The following is a 16,804-nucleotide window of genomic DNA, read 5'->3' on the forward strand; positions in this document are numbered from 1 at the left end:
CAGTATGGCCCACTTCGCTCTGGCGCAAAACATCGACGACGATCGCAGCCATAAGCAGCCACAACTCCACGCTGCTGGTATGATGCGCGGCTTTTTCCGACCCACAGAAAATTCCCGGGCGCCTTCAGTGGTCTGTGCTTTGCTGTTGAGGTCGATACATTCACGGCGCCGGGCGCGCCACGGGGAGCAGACATGCTGGAAAGGCTGTTTCAACTCAAGGCACACAACACCAACGTGCGCACCGAGATTCTGGCGGGCGTCACGACCTTCTTGGCCATGGCCTACATTCTGTTCGTCAACCCGAGCATCCTCGGCGAGACCGGCATGGACAAGGGTGCGGTGTTTGTCGCGACCTGTCTGGCAGCGGCCATCGGCTCCACGGTCATGGGCCTGATCGCCAACTACCCGATCGCACTCGCGCCGGGCATGGGCTTGAACGCCTTCTTCACCTACACCGTGGTCCTGCACATGGGCCACACCTGGCAAGTGGCGCTGGGTGCGGTGTTCATCTCGGCGGTGCTGTTCTTCATGCTGTCGATCTTTCGCATCCGCGAATGGATCATCAACAGCATCCCGCTGCCCTTGCGCTCGGCGATTGCAGCCGGTATCGGCCTGTTCCTGGCACTGATCGCCCTGCATAACGCCGGCATCGTGGTCAGCAACCCGGCGACCATGGTCGGCCTCGGTGATCTGAAGCAACCGGCACCGATCCTCGCGACCCTCGGTTTTGCCCTGATCGTGGCCCTTGAAGCGCTGAAAGTGCGCGGTGCGGTACTGATCGGCATTCTTGCGGTGACCATTATTTCCATCGTCATGGGCTTCACGCCGTTTGGCGGCGTGATGTCGATGCCGCCGTCGCTGGCCCCGACCTTCCTGCAACTGGACATCAAAGGCGCACTGGACATCGGTCTGGTCAGCGTCATCTTCGCCTTCCTGTTCGTCGATCTGTTCGACAACTCCGGCACCCTGATCGGCGTCGCCAAGCGCGCCGGCCTGATGGGCAAGGACGGCCATATGCCGAAAATGGGTCGCGCGCTGATCGCCGACAGCACCGCAGCCATGGCCGGTTCGCTGCTGGGCACCTCGACCACCACCAGTTACATCGAATCCGCAGCCGGCGTCAGTGCCGGTGGCCGTACCGGCTTGACCGCTGTCGTGGTGGCGATTCTGTTCCTGCTGGCACTGTTCTTTTCGCCATTGGCCGCCAGCGTTCCGGCATTCGCTACCGCACCGGCGCTGCTGTTCGTCGCCGTGTTGATGACTTCCGGCCTGGCCGAAATAGACTGGGACGACATCACCGTTGCCGCGCCGGTCGTGGTCACCGCGCTGGCAATGCCCTTCACCTATTCCATCGCCAACGGTATCGCTTTCGGCTTCATCGCCTGGACCGTGATCAAGTTGCTGTCGGGCCGCGCTCGCGAGCTCAACCCGGCGCTGGTGATTCTGTCGATTCTGTTCGTGATCAAGCTGGGTTGGTTCAACGCATGACTTTTGATTCCCAGGCCTACGCCGTTCAGCTCGAAGAAAAGGTCACGCGCCTGCGTGACCTGCTGGCCCCGTTCGATGCGCCCGAGCCGGTGGTGTTTGACTCGCCGCTGAAAAACTTCCGCCTGCGCGCCGAGTTCCGCCTATGGCGCGAAGCCGGCGAGCGTCATTACGCGATGTTTTCCCAGGAAGACAAACGCACGCCGATCCTGATCGAAGAGTTCCCGATTGCCAGCCTGCGCATCAATGAGTTGATGCCGCAGCTCAAGGCGGCATGGAAGGCGAGCGCGGCGCTGAGCCACAAACTGTTCCAGGTGGAGTTCCTGACCACCCTGGCCGGCGACGCGATGATCACCCTGTGCTATCACCGCCCGCTGGACGAACACTGGCACTCCGCCGCCTCGACACTGGCCGCCGAGCTGAATGTCAGCATCATTGGTCGCTCCAAGGGTAAGCGCGAAGTCATCGGCCGCGATTACGTGGTCGAACAACTGGACGTCGGCGGCCGCACCTTCAGTTACCGCCAGCCGGAAGGCGCGTTCACCCAGCCCAACGGCACGGTCAACCAGAAAATGCTCAACTGGGCCTTCGACGCCCTCGGTGATCGTCCGGACGATTTGCTGGAGTTGTATTGCGGCAATGGCAACTTCACGCTGCCGCTCGCGACCCGCGTGCGCAAAGTGCTGGCCACCGAAATCAGCAAGACGTCCGTCAACGCGGCGCTGAGCAACCTCAGCGAAAACGCGGTGGATAACGTCACGCTGGTACGCCTGTCCGCCGAAGAGCTGACCGAAGCGTTGAACGAAGTCCGCCCCTTCCGCCGCCTGCACGGTATCGACCTCAAGAGCTACGAGTTCGGTAGCGTCTTCGTCGACCCGCCGCGCGCCGGCATGGACCCGGACACCTGCGAGCTGACCCGGCGCTTTGACAACATCCTCTATATCTCCTGCAACCCGCAAACCCTGGCGGCCAACATCGCCCAGTTGCATGACACGCATCGCATCACCCAGTGCGCGATGTTCGACCAGTTTCCGTGGACCCATCACATGGAATCCGGGGTGTTGTTGACGCGGCGTTGATTGCCGTTGCCCGATGCAAATCAGCCGTCTTGATGACGGCTTTTTTGTGCGTTCAATCGGTGACTTCAGCCTTGCGCGGACGCCCGCCCTTACGGCCATTGGCCCGTGCTGCCTCGGATTTGGCAGCGCTGCTTTGGCGCCCGTTACGCGAGGCGATGACCGAGGCGGCCATGTCCATCAACGGTTTGCTCGCCGAAATCATCCCGGCAATGGACACGTGCAGATCCTTGCCCTCATGGCACAGGGCAGTCCCGGAAAAACCGACTTCCAGGTTTGCGAAATCATCGACATCAAAATCATCGAATTCCGCATAGTGCCGCACGGGCAACAACACGCCACTTCCATCAACGAAACTGACCGCCAGACATGGGTCGACGAAAGTCACCGAAGTCGCCTGCAACCCGACTTTGTGGCGTAGCTGCCCACGCTGGATGGCTTCATCGAGCACTGCTTCGGTCACCGGCCGATCAACCAACATTCTTGCCTGTATCTTTTTCATAGCTGGATCTCCACGCCCTCCGGAATGCCTATAAGCGCCAGCAGGGTCTTGTTTGTCTCGGGCTCATAAAAAGCCGAATGAATCATGCAAGCCGTGCTGGCGACTCTTTTCACCACCACGACTTCACTGGTTTGCCAGTCCCAGATCTGATGATCGAGGCAGACCGTGTGCAGCTTGTCCCACCAGATGGCCCGGGCGCGACGCAAATGAGCGGGTTGTCTGAGTGCGTGACGTAGTCCTTCCAGCACTGCCACAGGAGGCCGTCTTGAATGAGGAACAACATCCCACAGCTCGACACTGTTGTGCCAAAAGCTGAATTTGAAGCGTGCGCTCCAGGTCCCGGCGTCCACATGTGCGTGCGGCGGACAGTGCTCATCGCGCAACAGGATCACCATTGAAAATCCCTTGTAGCTGAACAATTTCATACTAACCCATCCGTTAGGTTATTGAGTTCGAAGACTCATCATTCCTTGAGTAATCCGATAACTGGCGCAGATTTGCATTCAGTCATTCCGGCTTGAGCCTAGCGTTCCAACCTGCTACGAGCACTTCGATCAGGGACGAAAAATAGTAAGCAATGCTTTCGGCAATTTGATAAACACGCATTACCCCCTCCATTCGATCCCCGGTGTAATCAATCATGCAGCGCGTATTCGACGACCTTCAGCTCGGCAGCATCGAACTGTTTTGCCTGGCCGCCGAGGCTGGCAGTTTTACCGCTGCGGCGTTGGTGGCGGGCGTGACGCCGGCCGCTGTCAGCCGTTCGGTGTCGCGCATGGAGGAGCGCCTCGGTGTGCGGCTGTTTGCGCGCACCACTCGCAGCGTCAAGTTGACGGGGAGCGGCCGGCGTTATTACGAAGAATGTCGCAAGGCGCTGGCGCAACTGGTCGAGGCTCAGCGTGAAGTCATGGGCCAGCAGCAGGAACCGTCCGGCACCCTGCGGATCAGCATTCCGACGACCTATGCGCACCACCGGATCCTGCCGTTGCTGCCGGCGTTTCGTGCGCGTTTTCCAGACGTGAAGGTCGAGTCGCACATCAGCAATCGCAACATCGATTTCGTTGGCGAAGGCTACGACATGGCCATTCGCGTGCGGGCGATTGCGGATTCAGGCCTGATCGCCCGCCACCTTGAAGACGCCGCGCTGGTGATGATTGCCAGTCCCGATTACCTGAAGCGCGCCGGCGTTCCGCAGACGCTGGATGACCTCGCGCACCACGAATGCATCCAGTACGAACTGCCCAGCAGCGGTCGGCGGATTGCCTGGTTGTTCAATGACAACGGCACGCCGCGCGAGATTCTGGCCGAGGGCAACTTGAGTTGTTCCGATGATGTGCTGGGCGGTGTGACCCTGGCCAGGCACGGCGCGGGGCTGTTTCAGACGTACCGGTTTATCGTCGAAAGCGAACTGGCCAGTGGAGCGTTGGTGGAAGTGCTGCAACCTTACGGCGGACGCTCGCGGCCGTTCACGTTGCTGTATCCGCAAAGCCGACATGTGCCGCTAAAACTGCGGGCGTTCATCGATTTTCTGGTTGAACATCTGCCGCGATAAACCATCAGGATTGTTCGATCAACCCCAGCCACAAATCAGGCCTGCAAATAGCGCAACACCGCCTCGCAAATCATCTCGCGGTGCCGCTGCTTGACGCTTTCATCCGGCAGGTCGATCTGAAAGATCTCGCCGAAGGTATGGCGGTTCGACACGCGATAGAAACAGAACGAACTGATCAGCAAATGCACATCCAGCGGCACCAGCCCGGCGCGGAACAAACCGTCTTCGGCGCCGCGACGCAGGATCTCGCCGAGTGAATCCAGAATGGTGTTGTTCATCGCCTTGATCGCGTCGGAGCGCTTCACGTATTCAGCGTTATGGATGTTTTCGATGCTGACGATGCGCACGAAATCGGCATTGCGATCATGGTGATCGAATGTGAACTCCACCAGCCGTCGAATCGCCTCCAGCGGTGCCAGTTCAGCCAGATGCAGGCGGTTTTCGGTGCTGCGGATGTCACCGTAGAGTTTTTCCAGCACCTCGACGTACAGCTGCTCTTTACTGCCGAAGTAGTAATAGATCATGCGTTTGGAGGTGTGGATGCGCTCGGCGATGGCATCGACACGTGCACCGGAAAGGCCCTGCTGGACGAACTCGACAATCGCCTCTTGAAGAATGTTCTCGCGGGTCTTTTCCGGGTTGTTCTTGCGGCTCTTGCGCGGTTCGACAAGCGGTTCGTCGGACGCTGCGGAGCGTTTTGAAATTATCGTCATTGCGGGCTCACGGCCATCACTGCACAGGGGGGCGATTATGAGCCGCACCGCACAGTGAAGGAAGCCGCGCGGCGGCGGTTTGGCCTGGCGTTTACGAATTCCCTACAACTTGGCCTGACGAACGGCCCGGCTGCGGGATCTGGCCATGGCGCCGCGCAAGATTCCCGCCCTCACAGACTGAAACGGCGTCTCACTGTGGGAGCGGGCTTGCTCGCGAAGAGGGTATGTCAGTCAACATCATCGCTGCCTGACATACCCTCTTCGCGAGCAAGCCCGCTCCCACAGGTGTTTAACGGCGGCTCTGCTGCCACGCCGCCGCCAGCCCGCTGCAGCAAATCACCGCGATCCCGACCACCGTGGTCAAAGTCGGCGTGTGGGCAAACAGCAGCCAGCCCAGCAACCCTGCAAACACAATCTGGCAATACCCGAACGGCGCCAGCAACGCGGGGGCGGCGTAGCGGAATGCCTGGGTCAAAAACAAGTGCGCGGTCATCCCGCACGCGCCGAGCGCCACCATCATCAAGCCATGACCAATGCTCGGCGTTTGCCAGAAGAACGGCACCAGCGCGCTCATCACCAGGGTGTTGCACAACCCGGCGAAGAAGTTGCTGGTGGTCGGGCTGTCGATGTTGCTGAGTTTGCGGGTGAGCAATTGATAGAAGCAGAAAAACAGCGCCGAACAGAGCGGCAGCAGTACCGCAGGCGTGAACAAGTCACCGCCGGGATGCACGATGATCAACACCCCGACAAACCCGCAAATCACCGCGATCCACTGACCACGGGTGACGTGTTCACCCAGCAGCGGCACCGACAGCGCAGTGACCAGCACCGGCGCAAGAAAGTTGACCGCCGTGGCTTCGGCGAGCGGGATGTACTGCAAGCCGGTGGTGAAAAACAGACTGGTGCCCAGCAAACACAGCGCCCTTATCAATTGCAGCAATGGCCGCTTGGTACGCAGGACGCGCAACCCGGATTGCGGCAGAAAAATCCCGGCCATCAATAAGGTGTGCACCATATAACGCGCCCACACCACCATGATGATCGGGTAGAACCCCGAAAGGTATTTCGACAACGCGTCATGACTGGAGAACAGGAAGGTGGCAACGACGATCAGCAAAATCCCTTTGAAGGGCTGGTTTACGCCCGAGAGTGGTGTGCTGATGGTCATGGGTTTCCCTTGTGGACTGCGAATTTCACCAATTTAGAATCCGGTTCCAGATTCATGAACACGTATCGGCTTAATGTGTTCGAACAGCGCCCACCTTTTACCTTGTGGGCGTGCGGCCAATTAACTGAACAACTCTGAAGCAAGGCTTGCCGCTGACAACTCCACAGTGAACTTGAGCAACAACGGCGCCAGTTCATGCAGGCGTGCGCCCGGCAGCCGCGCACTTGGCCCGGCAATGCTCAATACGCCAATCACTCGCCCGTCACGCGGCTGGCGCACCACGGCGGCAATGGCCGAGGTGCCCACCGCCGAACTCTCCTCGACACAGGCGTAGCCCTGATCCCGCGCCAGACGCAGCCGTTCCAGCAATTCAATGGTTGAGCGCGGTGCGTTCGGCCCCAAATCTTTCGGCCGGTCGCCCCCTTGCCGCTCCACCAGCGACAACGCTTGCGCATCGCTCATGCACGCCAGCCACGCGTGGCCCGATGCGGTATAGAACAGCGGCGCATCACGGCCCATGTCAGGGTCGTATCGCAACCCCGAACGGGCGCCCTGGGATTTGGCGATCCAGACCTGCCGCTCACCTTCGATCACGCCCAGGCGCACCAGTTCGCCCGTCTCGCTGGCCAGGCGATCGAGCACCGGCTGCACAATGTCCGCGCCGCTGCCCGCCAAATAACGAAAGCCCAGCGCCACCAGTTTGGTCGACAAGTGATAGCGCAAGTTCTCTGGGTTCTGCCGTACGTAGCCCAGCCGAATCAGTTCGGCGAGCAACCGATGCGTTGCGCTTTTGGGGATGTCGAGCTGCGCCGCCAGCGTCTGCATCGGCACGCCGCGAGGTTCACTGGTGAGGCTTTCCAGCACGTTGAAAACACGTTCGATCTGACTGCCGGCCATTGGAGGTTCCGTACACAATTTGCATGATTCTAGAAGACGCAGCGAGTAACGCAAAATCTGGAACCCGCAGCCAACATCGCCGTCACTCGCCCATGGCAATAAAAACCCGGCGCCTGACGGAATTCACTGGGTGATCCACGTTCCTACACTGCACTGTTCCCGACAACGTTCACGGCTACCCCGTGAAAAGCCGGACGACCGGACTGGCGCCGCTCCCACACACCAGCAACACTCATGCCCACGGACAATCAGAGGATTCCCACATGCTATGGAAAAAAGGCCGACGCAGCGACAACGTGGTCGATGCCCGTGGTGATGATGTCGGCAGTGGCGGTGGCGGGATGCGTTTCGGTGGCGGCAAGGGCCTGAGCCTGACCGCGATCATTCTGATCGTCGGGATCGGCTGGATCACCGGCCAGGACCCGATGCAGATCCTCGGGCAACTCACCGGGCAGATGAGCGAGCAATCGGCACCGGCCACCAATCAGACCCGCAAGGCGCCACCAGCCAATGACGAAGGCGCCGAATTCGTGCGCTCGATCCTCGGCGACACCGAAGACACTTGGGGCCAGATTTTCCAGCAGGCCGGTCGGCAGTATAAAAATCCGACGCTGGTGCTATTCAGCAATCGGGTCAATTCAGCCTGCGGACTGGCGACGTCGGCAACGGGGCCGTTTTATTGCCCGGCGGACCAGAAGGTTTACCTCGACATGGCGTTCTTCCAGGAAATGTCGCAGCGCTTTTCCGCCGCCGGTGATTTCGCTCAGGCCTACGTGATCGCTCACGAAGTCGGACACCATGTGCAGACCTTGCTCGGCGTGTCCGCAAAAATGCAGGCGGCCCGCGCGCAAGGTCGGCAGATGGAAGGCGACGGCGGTTTGTTGGTGCGTCAGGAATTACAGGCCGATTGCCTGGCCGGGGTCTGGGCCAACAATGCGCAGAAGCGCCTGAACTGGCTGGAACCGGGGGACATCGAGGAAGCCTTGAACGCCGCCAACGCCATTGGCGACGACCGTTTGCAGCAACAGGGTCAGGGCCGCGTGGTGCCGGACTCGTTTACCCATGGCACGTCAGCGCAAAGGGTGCGCTGGTTCAAAACCGGATTTGCGCAAGGCCAGGTCGGCCAGTGCGATACCTTTGCGGCGAAAAACCTGTAAATGAATAAGTGGCTGTTAGCGTTGTTGTTCACCTGCGCAAGTACCCTGGCCGCCGAGCATGGGGTCAAGGAAATCAGCCCCGGTCGGCTGTTGTTGAAAGAAGGCGAGATGGCGGTGGGCATCGGCCCGGCGCCAGCGAAAATCGAGCGTGTGCTGATCATCATTCATGGTCGGCTGCGCAATGCCGAAACCTACCGCCAAAGCGCCGAGCGCGCGGCAGACCAGGCCGGACAAAGCGCGAACACGCTGGTGATCGCCCCGCAATTCCTTAACCAAGATGACGTCGCGCGGCACCCCGTGGCCGACACCGTGTTGCGCTGGCAGGGCAATGACTGGATGGCCGGCAGCGCCTCCACCGCGCCATTTGCCCTGAGTTCCTACGGTGCGCTTGACCAGATCGTCGCCCGTTTCGCCGACCGTCAGCAGTTTCCGGACCTGAAAGAAGTGGTGATTGCCGGGCACTCCGGCGGCGCGCAAGTGGTTCAGCGTTATGCGTTGTTGAGCCAGGATCAGCCGGCACTTGAAGCGGCCGGGGTCAAGGTGCGTTACGTGGTCGCCAACCCTTCGTCATACGCCTATTTCGATGAACGCCGGCCCGTGGCGTTTAATCACGCGACGTGCCCCGGTTTCAATCGGTGGAAGTATGGGCTGGTGGATTTGCCGGTCTATGCCAGTGGTCAGACGGCACCGCAGCTTGAAAGTCGCTACGTCAAACGCGACGTGACGTATCTGCTCGGTCAGCTGGACATCGATCCACAGCACCCGGCGCTGGACAAGGGTTGCGAGGCTGAAGCCCAAGGCGCTTATCGCTTGATTCGCGGACATAATTTTTTCGATTACCTGCTGCGCCGCAACCCTAAAGGGGTGAATCAGCGGCTGGTCGAAGTGCCGGGGGTCGGGCATAACGGGGATGGGATGTTTACGTCGCCGCAGGGGCAGAAGGTGTTGTTTGGGCAGTGAGCCTTGTGTTGCCTGGCAGGGCCTCTTCGCGAGCAAGCCCGCTCCCACAGGAGATTTGTGAACGACACAGACTCCCTGTGGGAGCGGGCTTGCTCGCGAATAGGCCATCAAGCCGACAACATCTCCCGCAACACCACGCAATCCGCCGCATGCCAATCCGTCAGCTCAGGCCAAGGATTATCCGGCAGATTCACCAACACCGTCCGCGCCCCCGCCGCCCGGCCGCAATCCAGATCAAACCGGTAATCACCGACCATCACCAACTCACTGGCCGGCACGTTCCAGGCTTCGGCCAGTTTCAGCAAACCACCGGGATGCGGCTTGGGCGGCGCTTCATCGCGGCCCAGCACATCCTCCGCCGCAAAGCAGTCCGCCAGGCCGATGGCCTCCAGCGTAACGTGCGCCAACTCGCGGGCGTTGCGCGTGAGGATGCCCAACCGATAGCCGCGCCCGGCCAGCTCTCGCACCAGCTCGACCGCGCCCGGCGCCGGTTTCGAACCGAGCGCCAGATCCCGTTCGTGCTCCAGCAACCACGCATGTTTCGCCGCGGCTTCAGCGGCGGGCAGCGCCGCGAGGTGGGTCAGGATGTCGTCTTCGGCCGGGATCGCCAGCGCCACGCGAATCGCCGCGAAGTCATGCACCGCCACCGTCAGGGTGCCGTCCATGTCGAACACCCAATGCCGCACCTCGGCCAGGCTCATGCCCAATCCTTGCGATGCCGAATCAGCCCTTCCTGCGTGACCGAGGCCACCAGTTGTCCGGCGCGGTTGAACACGCTGCCACGGGTAAAACCGCGGGAATTGCCGGCCCAAGGGCTGTCCATCGCGTACAGCAACCAGTCATCGGCACGCAGGTCCGCGTGGAACCACAAGGCGTGATCGAGGCTGGCGACTTGCATGTCTTTCTGCCAGACCGATTTGCCGTGCGGCTGCATCGAGGTGGTCAGCAAACCGAAGTCCGAGGCGTAGGCCAGCAAGTATTTGTGCAGCGCTGGCGAGTCCGCCAAGGCACCGTCGGCGCGAAACCAGACGTACTTGACCGGGTCGGACGGCTGCGGGTTGTAGGGATCTTTCTCGGTGACCGGTCGGAACTCGATCGGCTTGGGGCACAGAAATTTTTCGCGCATGTGCTCGGGAATCAGGTGCGCGCGCTGCTGGGTCAGTTCCAGCTCCGACGGCAGGTTTTCCGGGCCCACCACCGTGGGCATTTCGGCTTGGTGCTCGAAGCCTTTCTCGTCGTACTGGAACGAGGCGCTGCACGTGAAAATCGGGTGGCCCTTCTGGATCGCCGTCACCCGGCGCGTGCTGAAACTGCCGCCGTCGCGCACCCGATCCACCTGATACACCACGGGCAGCGCGGAGTCGCCAGGACGCAGGAAATAACCGTGCATCGAATGCACATGCCGTGCTTCTTCAACGGTCTGGCTGGCCGCCGACAGCGACTGACCGATCACCTGACCACCAAACAACTGACGAAAGCCCAGGTCCTGGCTGCGGCCACGGAACAGGTTTTCTTCGATCGGCTCCAGGGTCAGCAAATCGACCAGATCATCCAACACTTGGCTCATTCAGACTCTCCTCACACACAGCTTGCCGCGCAGGCTTGGCTGCGACGGTCGATTCAGTTAATGGCGGCCATTGTAAACGTCCGCGCCGGCTTATCCATGCAAGGTTTGCAGCCATTGTTCACGGGTGATGCGGTACAGGACATGGTGGCGCAAGGGATGATCGACGGCGAGTTTGGGGTGCTCGAAGTCATCGGCTGAATCATGCTGCATGCCAATCGCTTGCATGACTTTCTCGGAAGGCGTGTTGGATTGCGTGGTGAACGCCACGAGTTCTTTCAGCGCCAAGCGGTCAAACCCGCAGCGCAGCGCGGTCCACGCCGCTTCGCTGGCGTAACCCAGCCCCCAATGCTCGCGGGCCAGGCGCCAGCCGATCTCGATGGCCGGGGTGAAAGGCGCGTCGAAACCGACGACGCCGAGCCCGGTAAACCCGATGAAGGCGCCGCTGTCTTTACGCTCCAGCGCCCAGAGGCCAAAACCATGCTCGGCAAAATGCCCGCGAATCCGCCCGATCAGCGAGGCACTCTCCAGGCGGCTCAAGGGCGCCGGGAAATAACGCATCACCTGCGGATCGGCGCACATGGCGGCAAATTCCGGCAAATCCTCGTCTCGCCACTGCCGCAACAGCAGTCGCGCGCTCTCGAGTTGCAGTATCGGCTCCATGTTCCCCTCCGTTTCCAAGCCGCAAGTCTACATCGCTGGTAGGATCCGTCCTTCATTCACCGCTGAAATCACGCATGCCGCTGCCACTGATTTACCACGAAGACTACAGCCCCGAGTTCCCGGCGGATCACCGCTTCCCCATGGACAAGTTTCGCCTGCTGCGCGATCACCTGGTGGAGAGCGGACTGACCCGGGACGCCGACCTGCTGCGCCCGCAGCTCTGCCCTGCGGAGATTCTCGGCCTCGCGCATGACGCTGCCTATATCGAACGCTACATGAGCGGCGAGTTGTCCCGCGAAGACCAGCGGCGCCTCGGCCTGCCGTGGAGCGAAGCGCTGGCCCGGCGCACCGTGCGGGCGGTCGGCGGTTCGTTGCTGGCGGCAGAACAGGCGCTGGAACACGGGCTGGCCTGTCACTTGGCCGGCGGCACGCACCACGCGCATTACGACTACCCGGCGGGTTTCTGCATCTTCAATGACCTGGCGGTGATCAGCCATTTCCTGCTGGAAAGCGGTCGTGTGAACCGGGTGCTGATCTTCGATTGCGACGTCCATCAGGGCGATGGAACGGCGCGGATTCTGCACAACACCCCGGACGCGGTGACCGTTTCCCTGCACTGCGAAAAGAACTTTCCTGCACGCAAAGCCGAAAGTGACTGGGACATCCCGCTGCCAAAAGGCATGGGCGACGCCGATTACCTGAAAGTGGTGGACGACGCGCTGAATTATTTGCTGCCGCTCTACCAACCGGACCTGGTGCTGTATGACGCCGGGGTCGATGTGCACAAAGATGACGCCCTCGGTTACCTCAAGCTGACCGACGCCGGCGTGGCCGCTCGCGATGAAAGCGTGATGCGCCATTGCCTGGGGCGAGATATTCCGGTGGTCGGGGTGATTGGCGGCGGCTACAGCAAGGATCGCCAGGCGTTGGCGCGGCGCCATGGAATCCTTCATCACAGCGCGCAACGGGTGTGGACGTCATCAGGTTGTCATTGAGGTGTGAGTCTTTACCCACAATGCCTGTGGAACGGCCTGTGGATAACCTGAGTGAAAGGGCCTACAGGCCATGCGGCGCATAGCCTACACATCGATGGTTGTTTTTTAACCACCGCCTGAAGCCATCCCACCTTGATCCGTGCTGGTAGAATGCGCGGCTTATTCCGCCATACCGCAGCGCACGCCATGACCCAGCCCTCGACTTCCTTGCCCTCGCACGTCGCCATCATCGGCGGCGGCCCCGCCGGTTTGATGGCGGCCGAAGTGTTGAGTCGGGCCGGCGTCAACGTCGACCTGTACGACGGCATGCCTTCGGTAGGGCGCAAATTCCTGCTGGCCGGCGTCGGCGGCATGAACATCACCCATTCCGAAGCCTACCCGGCGTTCCTCTCGCGCTACGCCGAACGCGCCCCGCAGATTGCACCGCTGCTGCGCGCATTTGGCGCTGACGCACTGTGCCAGTGGATTCATGACCTGGGCATCGAAACCTTTGTCGGCAGCTCCGGCCGGGTATTTCCGACCGACATGAAAGCCGCGCCGCTGCTACGCGCCTGGCTCAAACGCCTGCGCGATGCCGGCGTGGTGATCCACACACGCCACCGTTGGCTCGGCTGGAACGCCGACGGCAGCCTGAAGGTCTCGAGCCCCGACGGTGAAAAAAGCCTGGCGCCCGACGCCACCCTGCTGGCCCTCGGCGGCGGCAGTTGGTCGCGCCTCGGCTCGGATGGCGCGTGGATGCTGCCACTGGAGCAACGCGGTGTCGGACTGATGCCGCTGCAACCGAGCAATTGCGGCTTCGAGGTGCAGGCCTGGAGCGATCTGATGGTGAGCAAATTCGCCGGCAGCCCGCTGAAAAACATCGCCATCGGCCTCAATGACGACGTGCCACGGCTTGGCGAATGTGTGATCACGGCGACCGGGATTGAAGGCAGTTTGATCTACGCCCTGTCGGCGCCGATCCGCGAAGCGATCAACCAGCAGGGTTCGGCCACTGTCCACCTCGACCTGTTACCGGGCAGACCTGTGGATAAAGTTCTGGCCGCGTTGAACAAACCCCGTGGCTCGCGTTCGATGGCCAAACATTTGCACAGTCAACTCGGGATCGATGGCGTGAAAGCGGCGCTGCTGCGCGAACTCACACCGGCCGAATGCTTCGCCGATGCAGCGCTGCTGGCCAAAGCGATCAAGGCGCTGCCGCTGACGCTGCGCAAAACCCGGCCACTGGACGAAGCCATCAGCAGCGCCGGTGGCGTGCGGTTCGAGTCGATGGATGAGCGCTTGATGCTTAAGCAACTTCCCGGCGTGTTTTGCGCGGGGGAAATGCTCGATTGGGAAGCGCCGACAGGCGGCTATCTGCTGACCGCGTGTTTCGCCAGTGGGCGGGCGGCGGGGTTGGGGATGGTGGAGTGGTTGAAGCGCCAGGGTTAAGACCGAGGCGCGTCCTTCGCGAGCAAGCCCGCTCCCACAGGGGATTTGCGTCGTTCACAAATCTCCTGTGGGAGCGGGCTTGCTCGCGAAGGCGGTTTAACCGACGACACAAATCATCAAGGTTTTTTCTTGCGCGGCCCCGTGTTGAACACCGGCACTTTACGCACAGGCTTGATCGAAGGCTCCACCGCGGAAGCATCGCCACTCTCGACCCATTTACCGAGGTTGCGTTTACCGCCACCGGAGACCTTCGGCTTCTTCGGTTTTTTCGGTTTCTTCACCACTTGGCCACTGGCATCGGTGTCCGGCACCCGGTGCTCAGGTTCGAAATCGTGTTCCATCTGCCGCGGCAAGGTCTGACGGGTCAACGTCTCGATGGCCGACAGCAAATTCACTTCATCGGCGCAGACCAGCGAAATAGCCTGCCCGGTCGCGCCCGCACGACCGGTGCGACCGATGCGGTGGATGTAGTCTTCCGCCACGATTGGCAGGTCGAAGTTGACCACCAACGGCAAGTCTTCGATGTCCAGACCACGGGCCGCGACGTCGGTGGCGACCAGGATCTGCACTTCACTGGCCTTGAAACGGTCCAGTGCGCGCTGACGGGTGGCTTGCGGTTTGTCGCCGTGAATGCCGTCGGCGTTGACGCCCAGGCCCTGGAGTTTTTCCACCAGCGCGTCGACACCATTGCGGGTCTTGGCGAACACCAGCACCTGCTTCCATTTGCCCTTGCGCAGCAAATGAATGAACAGCTCCGGCTTGCGCTTCTTGTCGACCACCACCACCCATTGCTTGACGGTACTGGCCGCGACGTTGCGCGGGCTGACTTCGATGCTCAGCGGATCGTTGAGCATTTGCCCGGCCAGCAACCGGATCGCGTCGGAGAACGTGGCAGAAAACAACAGCGTCTGACGTTGCTTCGGCAGCACCCGGTAAATATTCCCCAGCTCTTCGGAGAACCCCAGATCGAGCATGCGATCGGCTTCGTCCAGAATCAGCGTTTGCAGCTGATTGAACTTGAGGGCCTTCTGGCGATACAGGTCGAGCAGACGCCCCGGCGTCGCCACCAGCACGTCGACACCCTTGCGCAGCTTCATCATTTGCGGGTTGATGCTGACGCCGCCGTACACCGCGTAAGTGCTCAACGGCAGGTTTTCGGCGTACTGGCGCACGGCTTCGTGAACCTGTTCGGCCAGCTCGCGGGTCGGCACCAGAATCAGCGCGCGCACCGAGTTGGAGGCAACTTTCGGCCCTTCCATGGCCAGCAACTGCAGCAGCGGCAGCGCGAAACCGGCGGTCTTGCCAGTGCCGGTCTGGGCGGCGGCCATCAGGTCGCGACCGGCCAGCACCGCCGGAATGGCTTGCGCCTGAACCGGCGTCGGGGTCTGGTAGCCGAGCGTCTCAAGAGAGCGCAGCAAGGGTTCGATCAGGCCAAGGGAGGCGAAAGTCATGGGATTACCGTAGGAAAAATCAGGAGCGGGCATGCAATGGCGCGCAGTTTACCCTAATTCACACGGGATTCTGTCGGCGCGGCTACAGCAGGCCGAACCGGCGGCCGCCGCCATTGCGGCAAACCGATCAACACCACGGCGCTGATGATCACCAGCATCGCCAGTCCTTCCTCGATCCCGATGGTCTCGCCGACAAACACAATGCCCAGCAACACCGCCACCGCCGGGTTGACGTAGGCATAACTGGTGGCGGCGGCCGGGCGCACGTTTTTCAACAGGTACATGTAAGCGTTGAAAGCGATGATCGAACCGAAGAACACCAGGTAAGCCAGCGCAACCCAGCCTTCGACCGGTGGCAGGTGTTCCATGTGTTCGCCGCTCAGCGCACTGCCGATCAGCAACGCTACGCCGCCCACCAGCATTTCCACGGCACTGGCCATTGCGCCTTGAGGCAGCGGCAAATGTTTGCTCCAGACCGAACCGAACGCCCAGACCGCCGCCGCGAACACCAGCAACGCCGCGCCCAACGGACTCGATTGCAGGTTGGAGCCGAGGTTGAGTATGGCGATACCGATCAGCCCCAGCACAATCCCGGCCCATTCGAGGCGGGTATTGCGTGCGCCCCAGAAATAGCCGCAGAGCAAGGTAAACAACGGCACCGTCGCCACCGCCAGCGCCGCCACCCCGGACGCAACGCCCGTGTGTTCGGCCACGCTCACTGCACCGTTACCGAGGCAGAGCAGCAAAATCCCGATGATCCCCGCCGCTTTCCACTGCGCCCACGTCGGCGCCGGCGCCCCGCGCCAGCGCAGGAAGGCGTACATCAAGCTCCCGGCAATCACGAAGCGAATACCGGCGAGCAACAACGGCGGCCAGTAGTCGACGCCGATGCGAATCACCAGGTAAGTCGAGCCCCAGATCACGTACACGGCGAAAAAAGCAGCGATCAACGGCAAGGGGAAGCGACGTAAGCCAGGCATGGGGCAGCTCGTAAGCAAGACAAGGAGATTGGATATTTTAGAAAGGCCAGGCAGCAAAAATAAGTTACAAAACCTGTTTATCGCACCGGTACACTTTTCAACGCACGGATAGCAATACCGTTGGAGCTGCTGAAAAGAAAACCAATCTAACTGCCGCCGCAGACCCAAATGTGGGAGCGGGCTTGCTCGCGAAGGGGTCAGCCCATCCAATAT

17 protein-coding genes are annotated in these 16,804 nt (G+C 61.1%); 7 read left to right on the top strand and 10 right to left on the bottom strand.

Annotated elements, in window-relative coordinates; translation table 11 throughout:
* The first annotated feature begins 192 nt into the window (after nt 1–192).
* Entirely contained in the window at nt 193–1,488 is a 1,296-nt protein-coding gene (locus ACQKP4_RS07355) for an NCS2 family permease (protein ID WP_427631782.1), read from the top strand.
* Nucleotides 1,485–2,564: a tRNA (uridine(54)-C5)-methyltransferase TrmA gene (trmA, locus tag ACQKP4_RS07360; RefSeq protein WP_427631783.1), complete on the top strand. Its 1,080-nt coding sequence runs from the start codon at nt 1,485–1,487 to the stop codon at nt 2,562–2,564. Before ACQKP4_RS07355 ends, trmA begins: the two co-directional genes overlap by 4 nt.
* Before the next feature lie 52 nt (nt 2,565–2,616).
* On the opposite strand, the gene ACQKP4_RS07365 is transcribed toward trmA, so the two are convergent.
* Both ACQKP4_RS07365 and ACQKP4_RS07370 read right to left on the bottom strand, forming a co-directional pair.
* Nucleotides 2,617–3,063, bottom strand: coding sequence for a DUF2442 domain-containing protein (locus tag ACQKP4_RS07365; RefSeq protein ID WP_427631785.1), 447 nt, complete (start codon nt 3,061–3,063; stop codon nt 2,617–2,619).
* Complete coding sequence (locus tag ACQKP4_RS07370) at nt 3,060–3,488, bottom strand: DUF4160 domain-containing protein (RefSeq protein ID WP_427631786.1); 429 nt, start codon at nt 3,486–3,488, stop codon at nt 3,060–3,062. Before ACQKP4_RS07370 ends, ACQKP4_RS07365 begins: the two co-directional genes overlap by 4 nt.
* 215 nt (nt 3,489–3,703) lie before the next feature.
* On the opposite strand from ACQKP4_RS07370, the gene ACQKP4_RS07375 reads away from it, so the two are divergent.
* The gene (locus tag ACQKP4_RS07375) at nt 3,704–4,615 is read left to right on the top strand and encodes a LysR family transcriptional regulator (protein WP_427631788.1); all 912 of its coding nucleotides are present in this window, start codon (nt 3,704–3,706) and stop codon (nt 4,613–4,615) included.
* A 35-nt stretch (nt 4,616–4,650) separates the two neighbouring features.
* Here the strand turns inward: ACQKP4_RS07375 and ACQKP4_RS07380 are convergent, their stop codons facing one another.
* The 3 genes from ACQKP4_RS07380 to ACQKP4_RS07390 form a co-directional block, all read right to left on the bottom strand.
* Nucleotides 4,651–5,328 (bottom strand): TetR family transcriptional regulator, encoded by a 678-nt coding sequence (locus tag ACQKP4_RS07380; RefSeq protein WP_427631790.1) that lies wholly within the window; start codon nt 5,326–5,328, stop codon nt 4,651–4,653.
* Nucleotides 5,329–5,617: 289 nt separating this feature from the next.
* A complete protein-coding gene (locus tag ACQKP4_RS07385) occupies nt 5,618–6,496 on the bottom strand; it encodes a DMT family transporter (RefSeq protein ID WP_427631792.1) in 879 nt (292 codons plus the stop codon).
* Nucleotides 6,497–6,616: 120 nt separating this feature from the next.
* Entirely contained in the window at nt 6,617–7,393 is a 777-nt protein-coding gene (locus tag ACQKP4_RS07390) for an IclR family transcriptional regulator (RefSeq protein ID WP_427631794.1), read from the bottom strand.
* Between the two features lie 263 nt (nt 7,394–7,656).
* On the opposite strand from ACQKP4_RS07390, the gene ypfJ reads away from it, so the two are divergent.
* Nucleotides 7,657–8,550, top strand: coding sequence for a KPN_02809 family neutral zinc metallopeptidase (gene ypfJ, locus ACQKP4_RS07395; protein ID WP_427631795.1), 894 nt, complete (start codon nt 7,657–7,659; stop codon nt 8,548–8,550).
* Entirely contained in the window at nt 8,551–9,510 is a 960-nt protein-coding gene (locus ACQKP4_RS07400) for an alpha/beta hydrolase (protein ID WP_427631797.1), read from the top strand.
* 107 nt (nt 9,511–9,617) lie between these two features.
* Here ACQKP4_RS07400 and ACQKP4_RS07405 read toward each other — a convergent pair whose 3' ends face one another.
* The 3 genes from ACQKP4_RS07405 to ACQKP4_RS07415 all read right to left on the bottom strand — a co-directional run bounded on the left by ACQKP4_RS07405 (nt 9,618) and on the right by ACQKP4_RS07415 (nt 11,737).
* On the bottom strand, nt 9,618–10,211 hold the full coding sequence (locus tag ACQKP4_RS07405; protein ID WP_427631799.1) for an HAD family hydrolase: 594 nt from the start codon (nt 10,209–10,211) through the stop codon (nt 9,618–9,620).
* A complete protein-coding gene (gene tesB, locus ACQKP4_RS07410; protein ID WP_427631801.1) occupies nt 10,208–11,077 on the bottom strand; it encodes an acyl-CoA thioesterase II in 870 nt (289 codons plus the stop codon). Before tesB ends, ACQKP4_RS07405 begins: the two co-directional genes overlap by 4 nt.
* A gap of 90 nt (nt 11,078–11,167) precedes the next feature.
* Nucleotides 11,168–11,737: a GNAT family N-acetyltransferase gene (locus ACQKP4_RS07415; RefSeq protein WP_427631803.1), complete on the bottom strand. Its 570-nt coding sequence runs from the start codon at nt 11,735–11,737 to the stop codon at nt 11,168–11,170.
* A 74-nt stretch (nt 11,738–11,811) separates the two neighbouring features.
* On the opposite strand from ACQKP4_RS07415, the gene ACQKP4_RS07420 reads away from it, so the two are divergent.
* Nucleotides 11,812–12,732 carry a histone deacetylase family protein gene (locus ACQKP4_RS07420; protein ID WP_427631805.1) on the top strand — a complete coding sequence of 307 codons (921 nt, stop codon included), beginning with the start codon at nt 11,812–11,814 and terminating at the stop codon, nt 12,730–12,732.
* A gap of 186 nt (nt 12,733–12,918) precedes the next feature.
* Nucleotides 12,919–14,160: a TIGR03862 family flavoprotein gene (locus ACQKP4_RS07425; protein WP_427631806.1), complete on the top strand. Its 1,242-nt coding sequence runs from the start codon at nt 12,919–12,921 to the stop codon at nt 14,158–14,160.
* 116 nt (nt 14,161–14,276) lie between these two features.
* Here the strand turns inward: ACQKP4_RS07425 and ACQKP4_RS07430 are convergent, their stop codons facing one another.
* Together ACQKP4_RS07430 and yedA are read right to left on the bottom strand one after the other, a co-directional pair.
* Nucleotides 14,277–15,611 carry a DEAD/DEAH box helicase gene (locus ACQKP4_RS07430; protein ID WP_427631807.1) on the bottom strand — a complete coding sequence of 445 codons (1,335 nt, stop codon included), beginning with the start codon at nt 15,609–15,611 and terminating at the stop codon, nt 14,277–14,279.
* 53 nt (nt 15,612–15,664) lie between these two features.
* Nucleotides 15,665–16,591, bottom strand: a complete 927-nt coding sequence (gene yedA, locus ACQKP4_RS07435; RefSeq protein ID WP_427631809.1) for a drug/metabolite exporter YedA — start codon at nt 16,589–16,591, stop codon at nt 15,665–15,667.
* Between the last annotated feature and the right edge of the window lie 213 nt (nt 16,592–16,804).

Source organism: Pseudomonas sp. NPDC086278, assembly GCF_050280905.1.
GTDB lineage: Bacteria > Pseudomonadota > Gammaproteobacteria > Pseudomonadales > Pseudomonadaceae > Aquipseudomonas.

What these genes read in the sequence shown, in the direction of transcription:
- ACQKP4_RS07385 (WP_427631792.1), bottom strand. Translation starts at nt 6,496, where the DNA reads ATGACCATCAGCACACCACTCTCGGGCGTAAACCAGCCCTTCAAAGGG.
- yedA (WP_427631809.1), bottom strand. Translation starts at nt 16,591, where the DNA reads ATGCCTGGCTTACGTCGCTTCCCCTTGCCGTTGATCGCTGCTTTTTTC.
- ACQKP4_RS07425 (WP_427631806.1), top strand. Translation starts at nt 12,919, where the DNA reads ATGACCCAGCCCTCGACTTCCTTGCCCTCGCACGTCGCCATCATCGGC.
- ypfJ (WP_427631795.1), top strand. Translation starts at nt 7,657, where the DNA reads ATGCTATGGAAAAAAGGCCGACGCAGCGACAACGTGGTCGATGCCCGT.
- ACQKP4_RS07365 (WP_427631785.1), bottom strand. Translation starts at nt 3,063, where the DNA reads ATGAAAAAGATACAGGCAAGAATGTTGGTTGATCGGCCGGTGACCGAA.
- ACQKP4_RS07420 (WP_427631805.1), top strand. Translation starts at nt 11,812, where the DNA reads ATGCCGCTGCCACTGATTTACCACGAAGACTACAGCCCCGAGTTCCCG.
- ACQKP4_RS07400 (WP_427631797.1), top strand. Translation starts at nt 8,551, where the DNA reads ATGAATAAGTGGCTGTTAGCGTTGTTGTTCACCTGCGCAAGTACCCTG.
- ACQKP4_RS07375 (WP_427631788.1), top strand. Translation starts at nt 3,704, where the DNA reads ATGCAGCGCGTATTCGACGACCTTCAGCTCGGCAGCATCGAACTGTTT.
- ACQKP4_RS07405 (WP_427631799.1), bottom strand. Translation starts at nt 10,211, where the DNA reads ATGAGCCTGGCCGAGGTGCGGCATTGGGTGTTCGACATGGACGGCACC.
- ACQKP4_RS07355 (WP_427631782.1), top strand. Translation starts at nt 193, where the DNA reads ATGCTGGAAAGGCTGTTTCAACTCAAGGCACACAACACCAACGTGCGC.
- ACQKP4_RS07430 (WP_427631807.1), bottom strand. Translation starts at nt 15,611, where the DNA reads ATGACTTTCGCCTCCCTTGGCCTGATCGAACCCTTGCTGCGCTCTCTT.
- ACQKP4_RS07390 (WP_427631794.1), bottom strand. Translation starts at nt 7,393, where the DNA reads ATGGCCGGCAGTCAGATCGAACGTGTTTTCAACGTGCTGGAAAGCCTC.
- tesB (WP_427631801.1), bottom strand. Translation starts at nt 11,077, where the DNA reads ATGAGCCAAGTGTTGGATGATCTGGTCGATTTGCTGACCCTGGAGCCG.
- ACQKP4_RS07415 (WP_427631803.1), bottom strand. Translation starts at nt 11,737, where the DNA reads ATGGAGCCGATACTGCAACTCGAGAGCGCGCGACTGCTGTTGCGGCAG.
- ACQKP4_RS07380 (WP_427631790.1), bottom strand. Translation starts at nt 5,328, where the DNA reads ATGACGATAATTTCAAAACGCTCCGCAGCGTCCGACGAACCGCTTGTC.
- trmA (WP_427631783.1), top strand. Translation starts at nt 1,485, where the DNA reads ATGACTTTTGATTCCCAGGCCTACGCCGTTCAGCTCGAAGAAAAGGTC.
- ACQKP4_RS07370 (WP_427631786.1), bottom strand. Translation starts at nt 3,488, where the DNA reads ATGAAATTGTTCAGCTACAAGGGATTTTCAATGGTGATCCTGTTGCGC.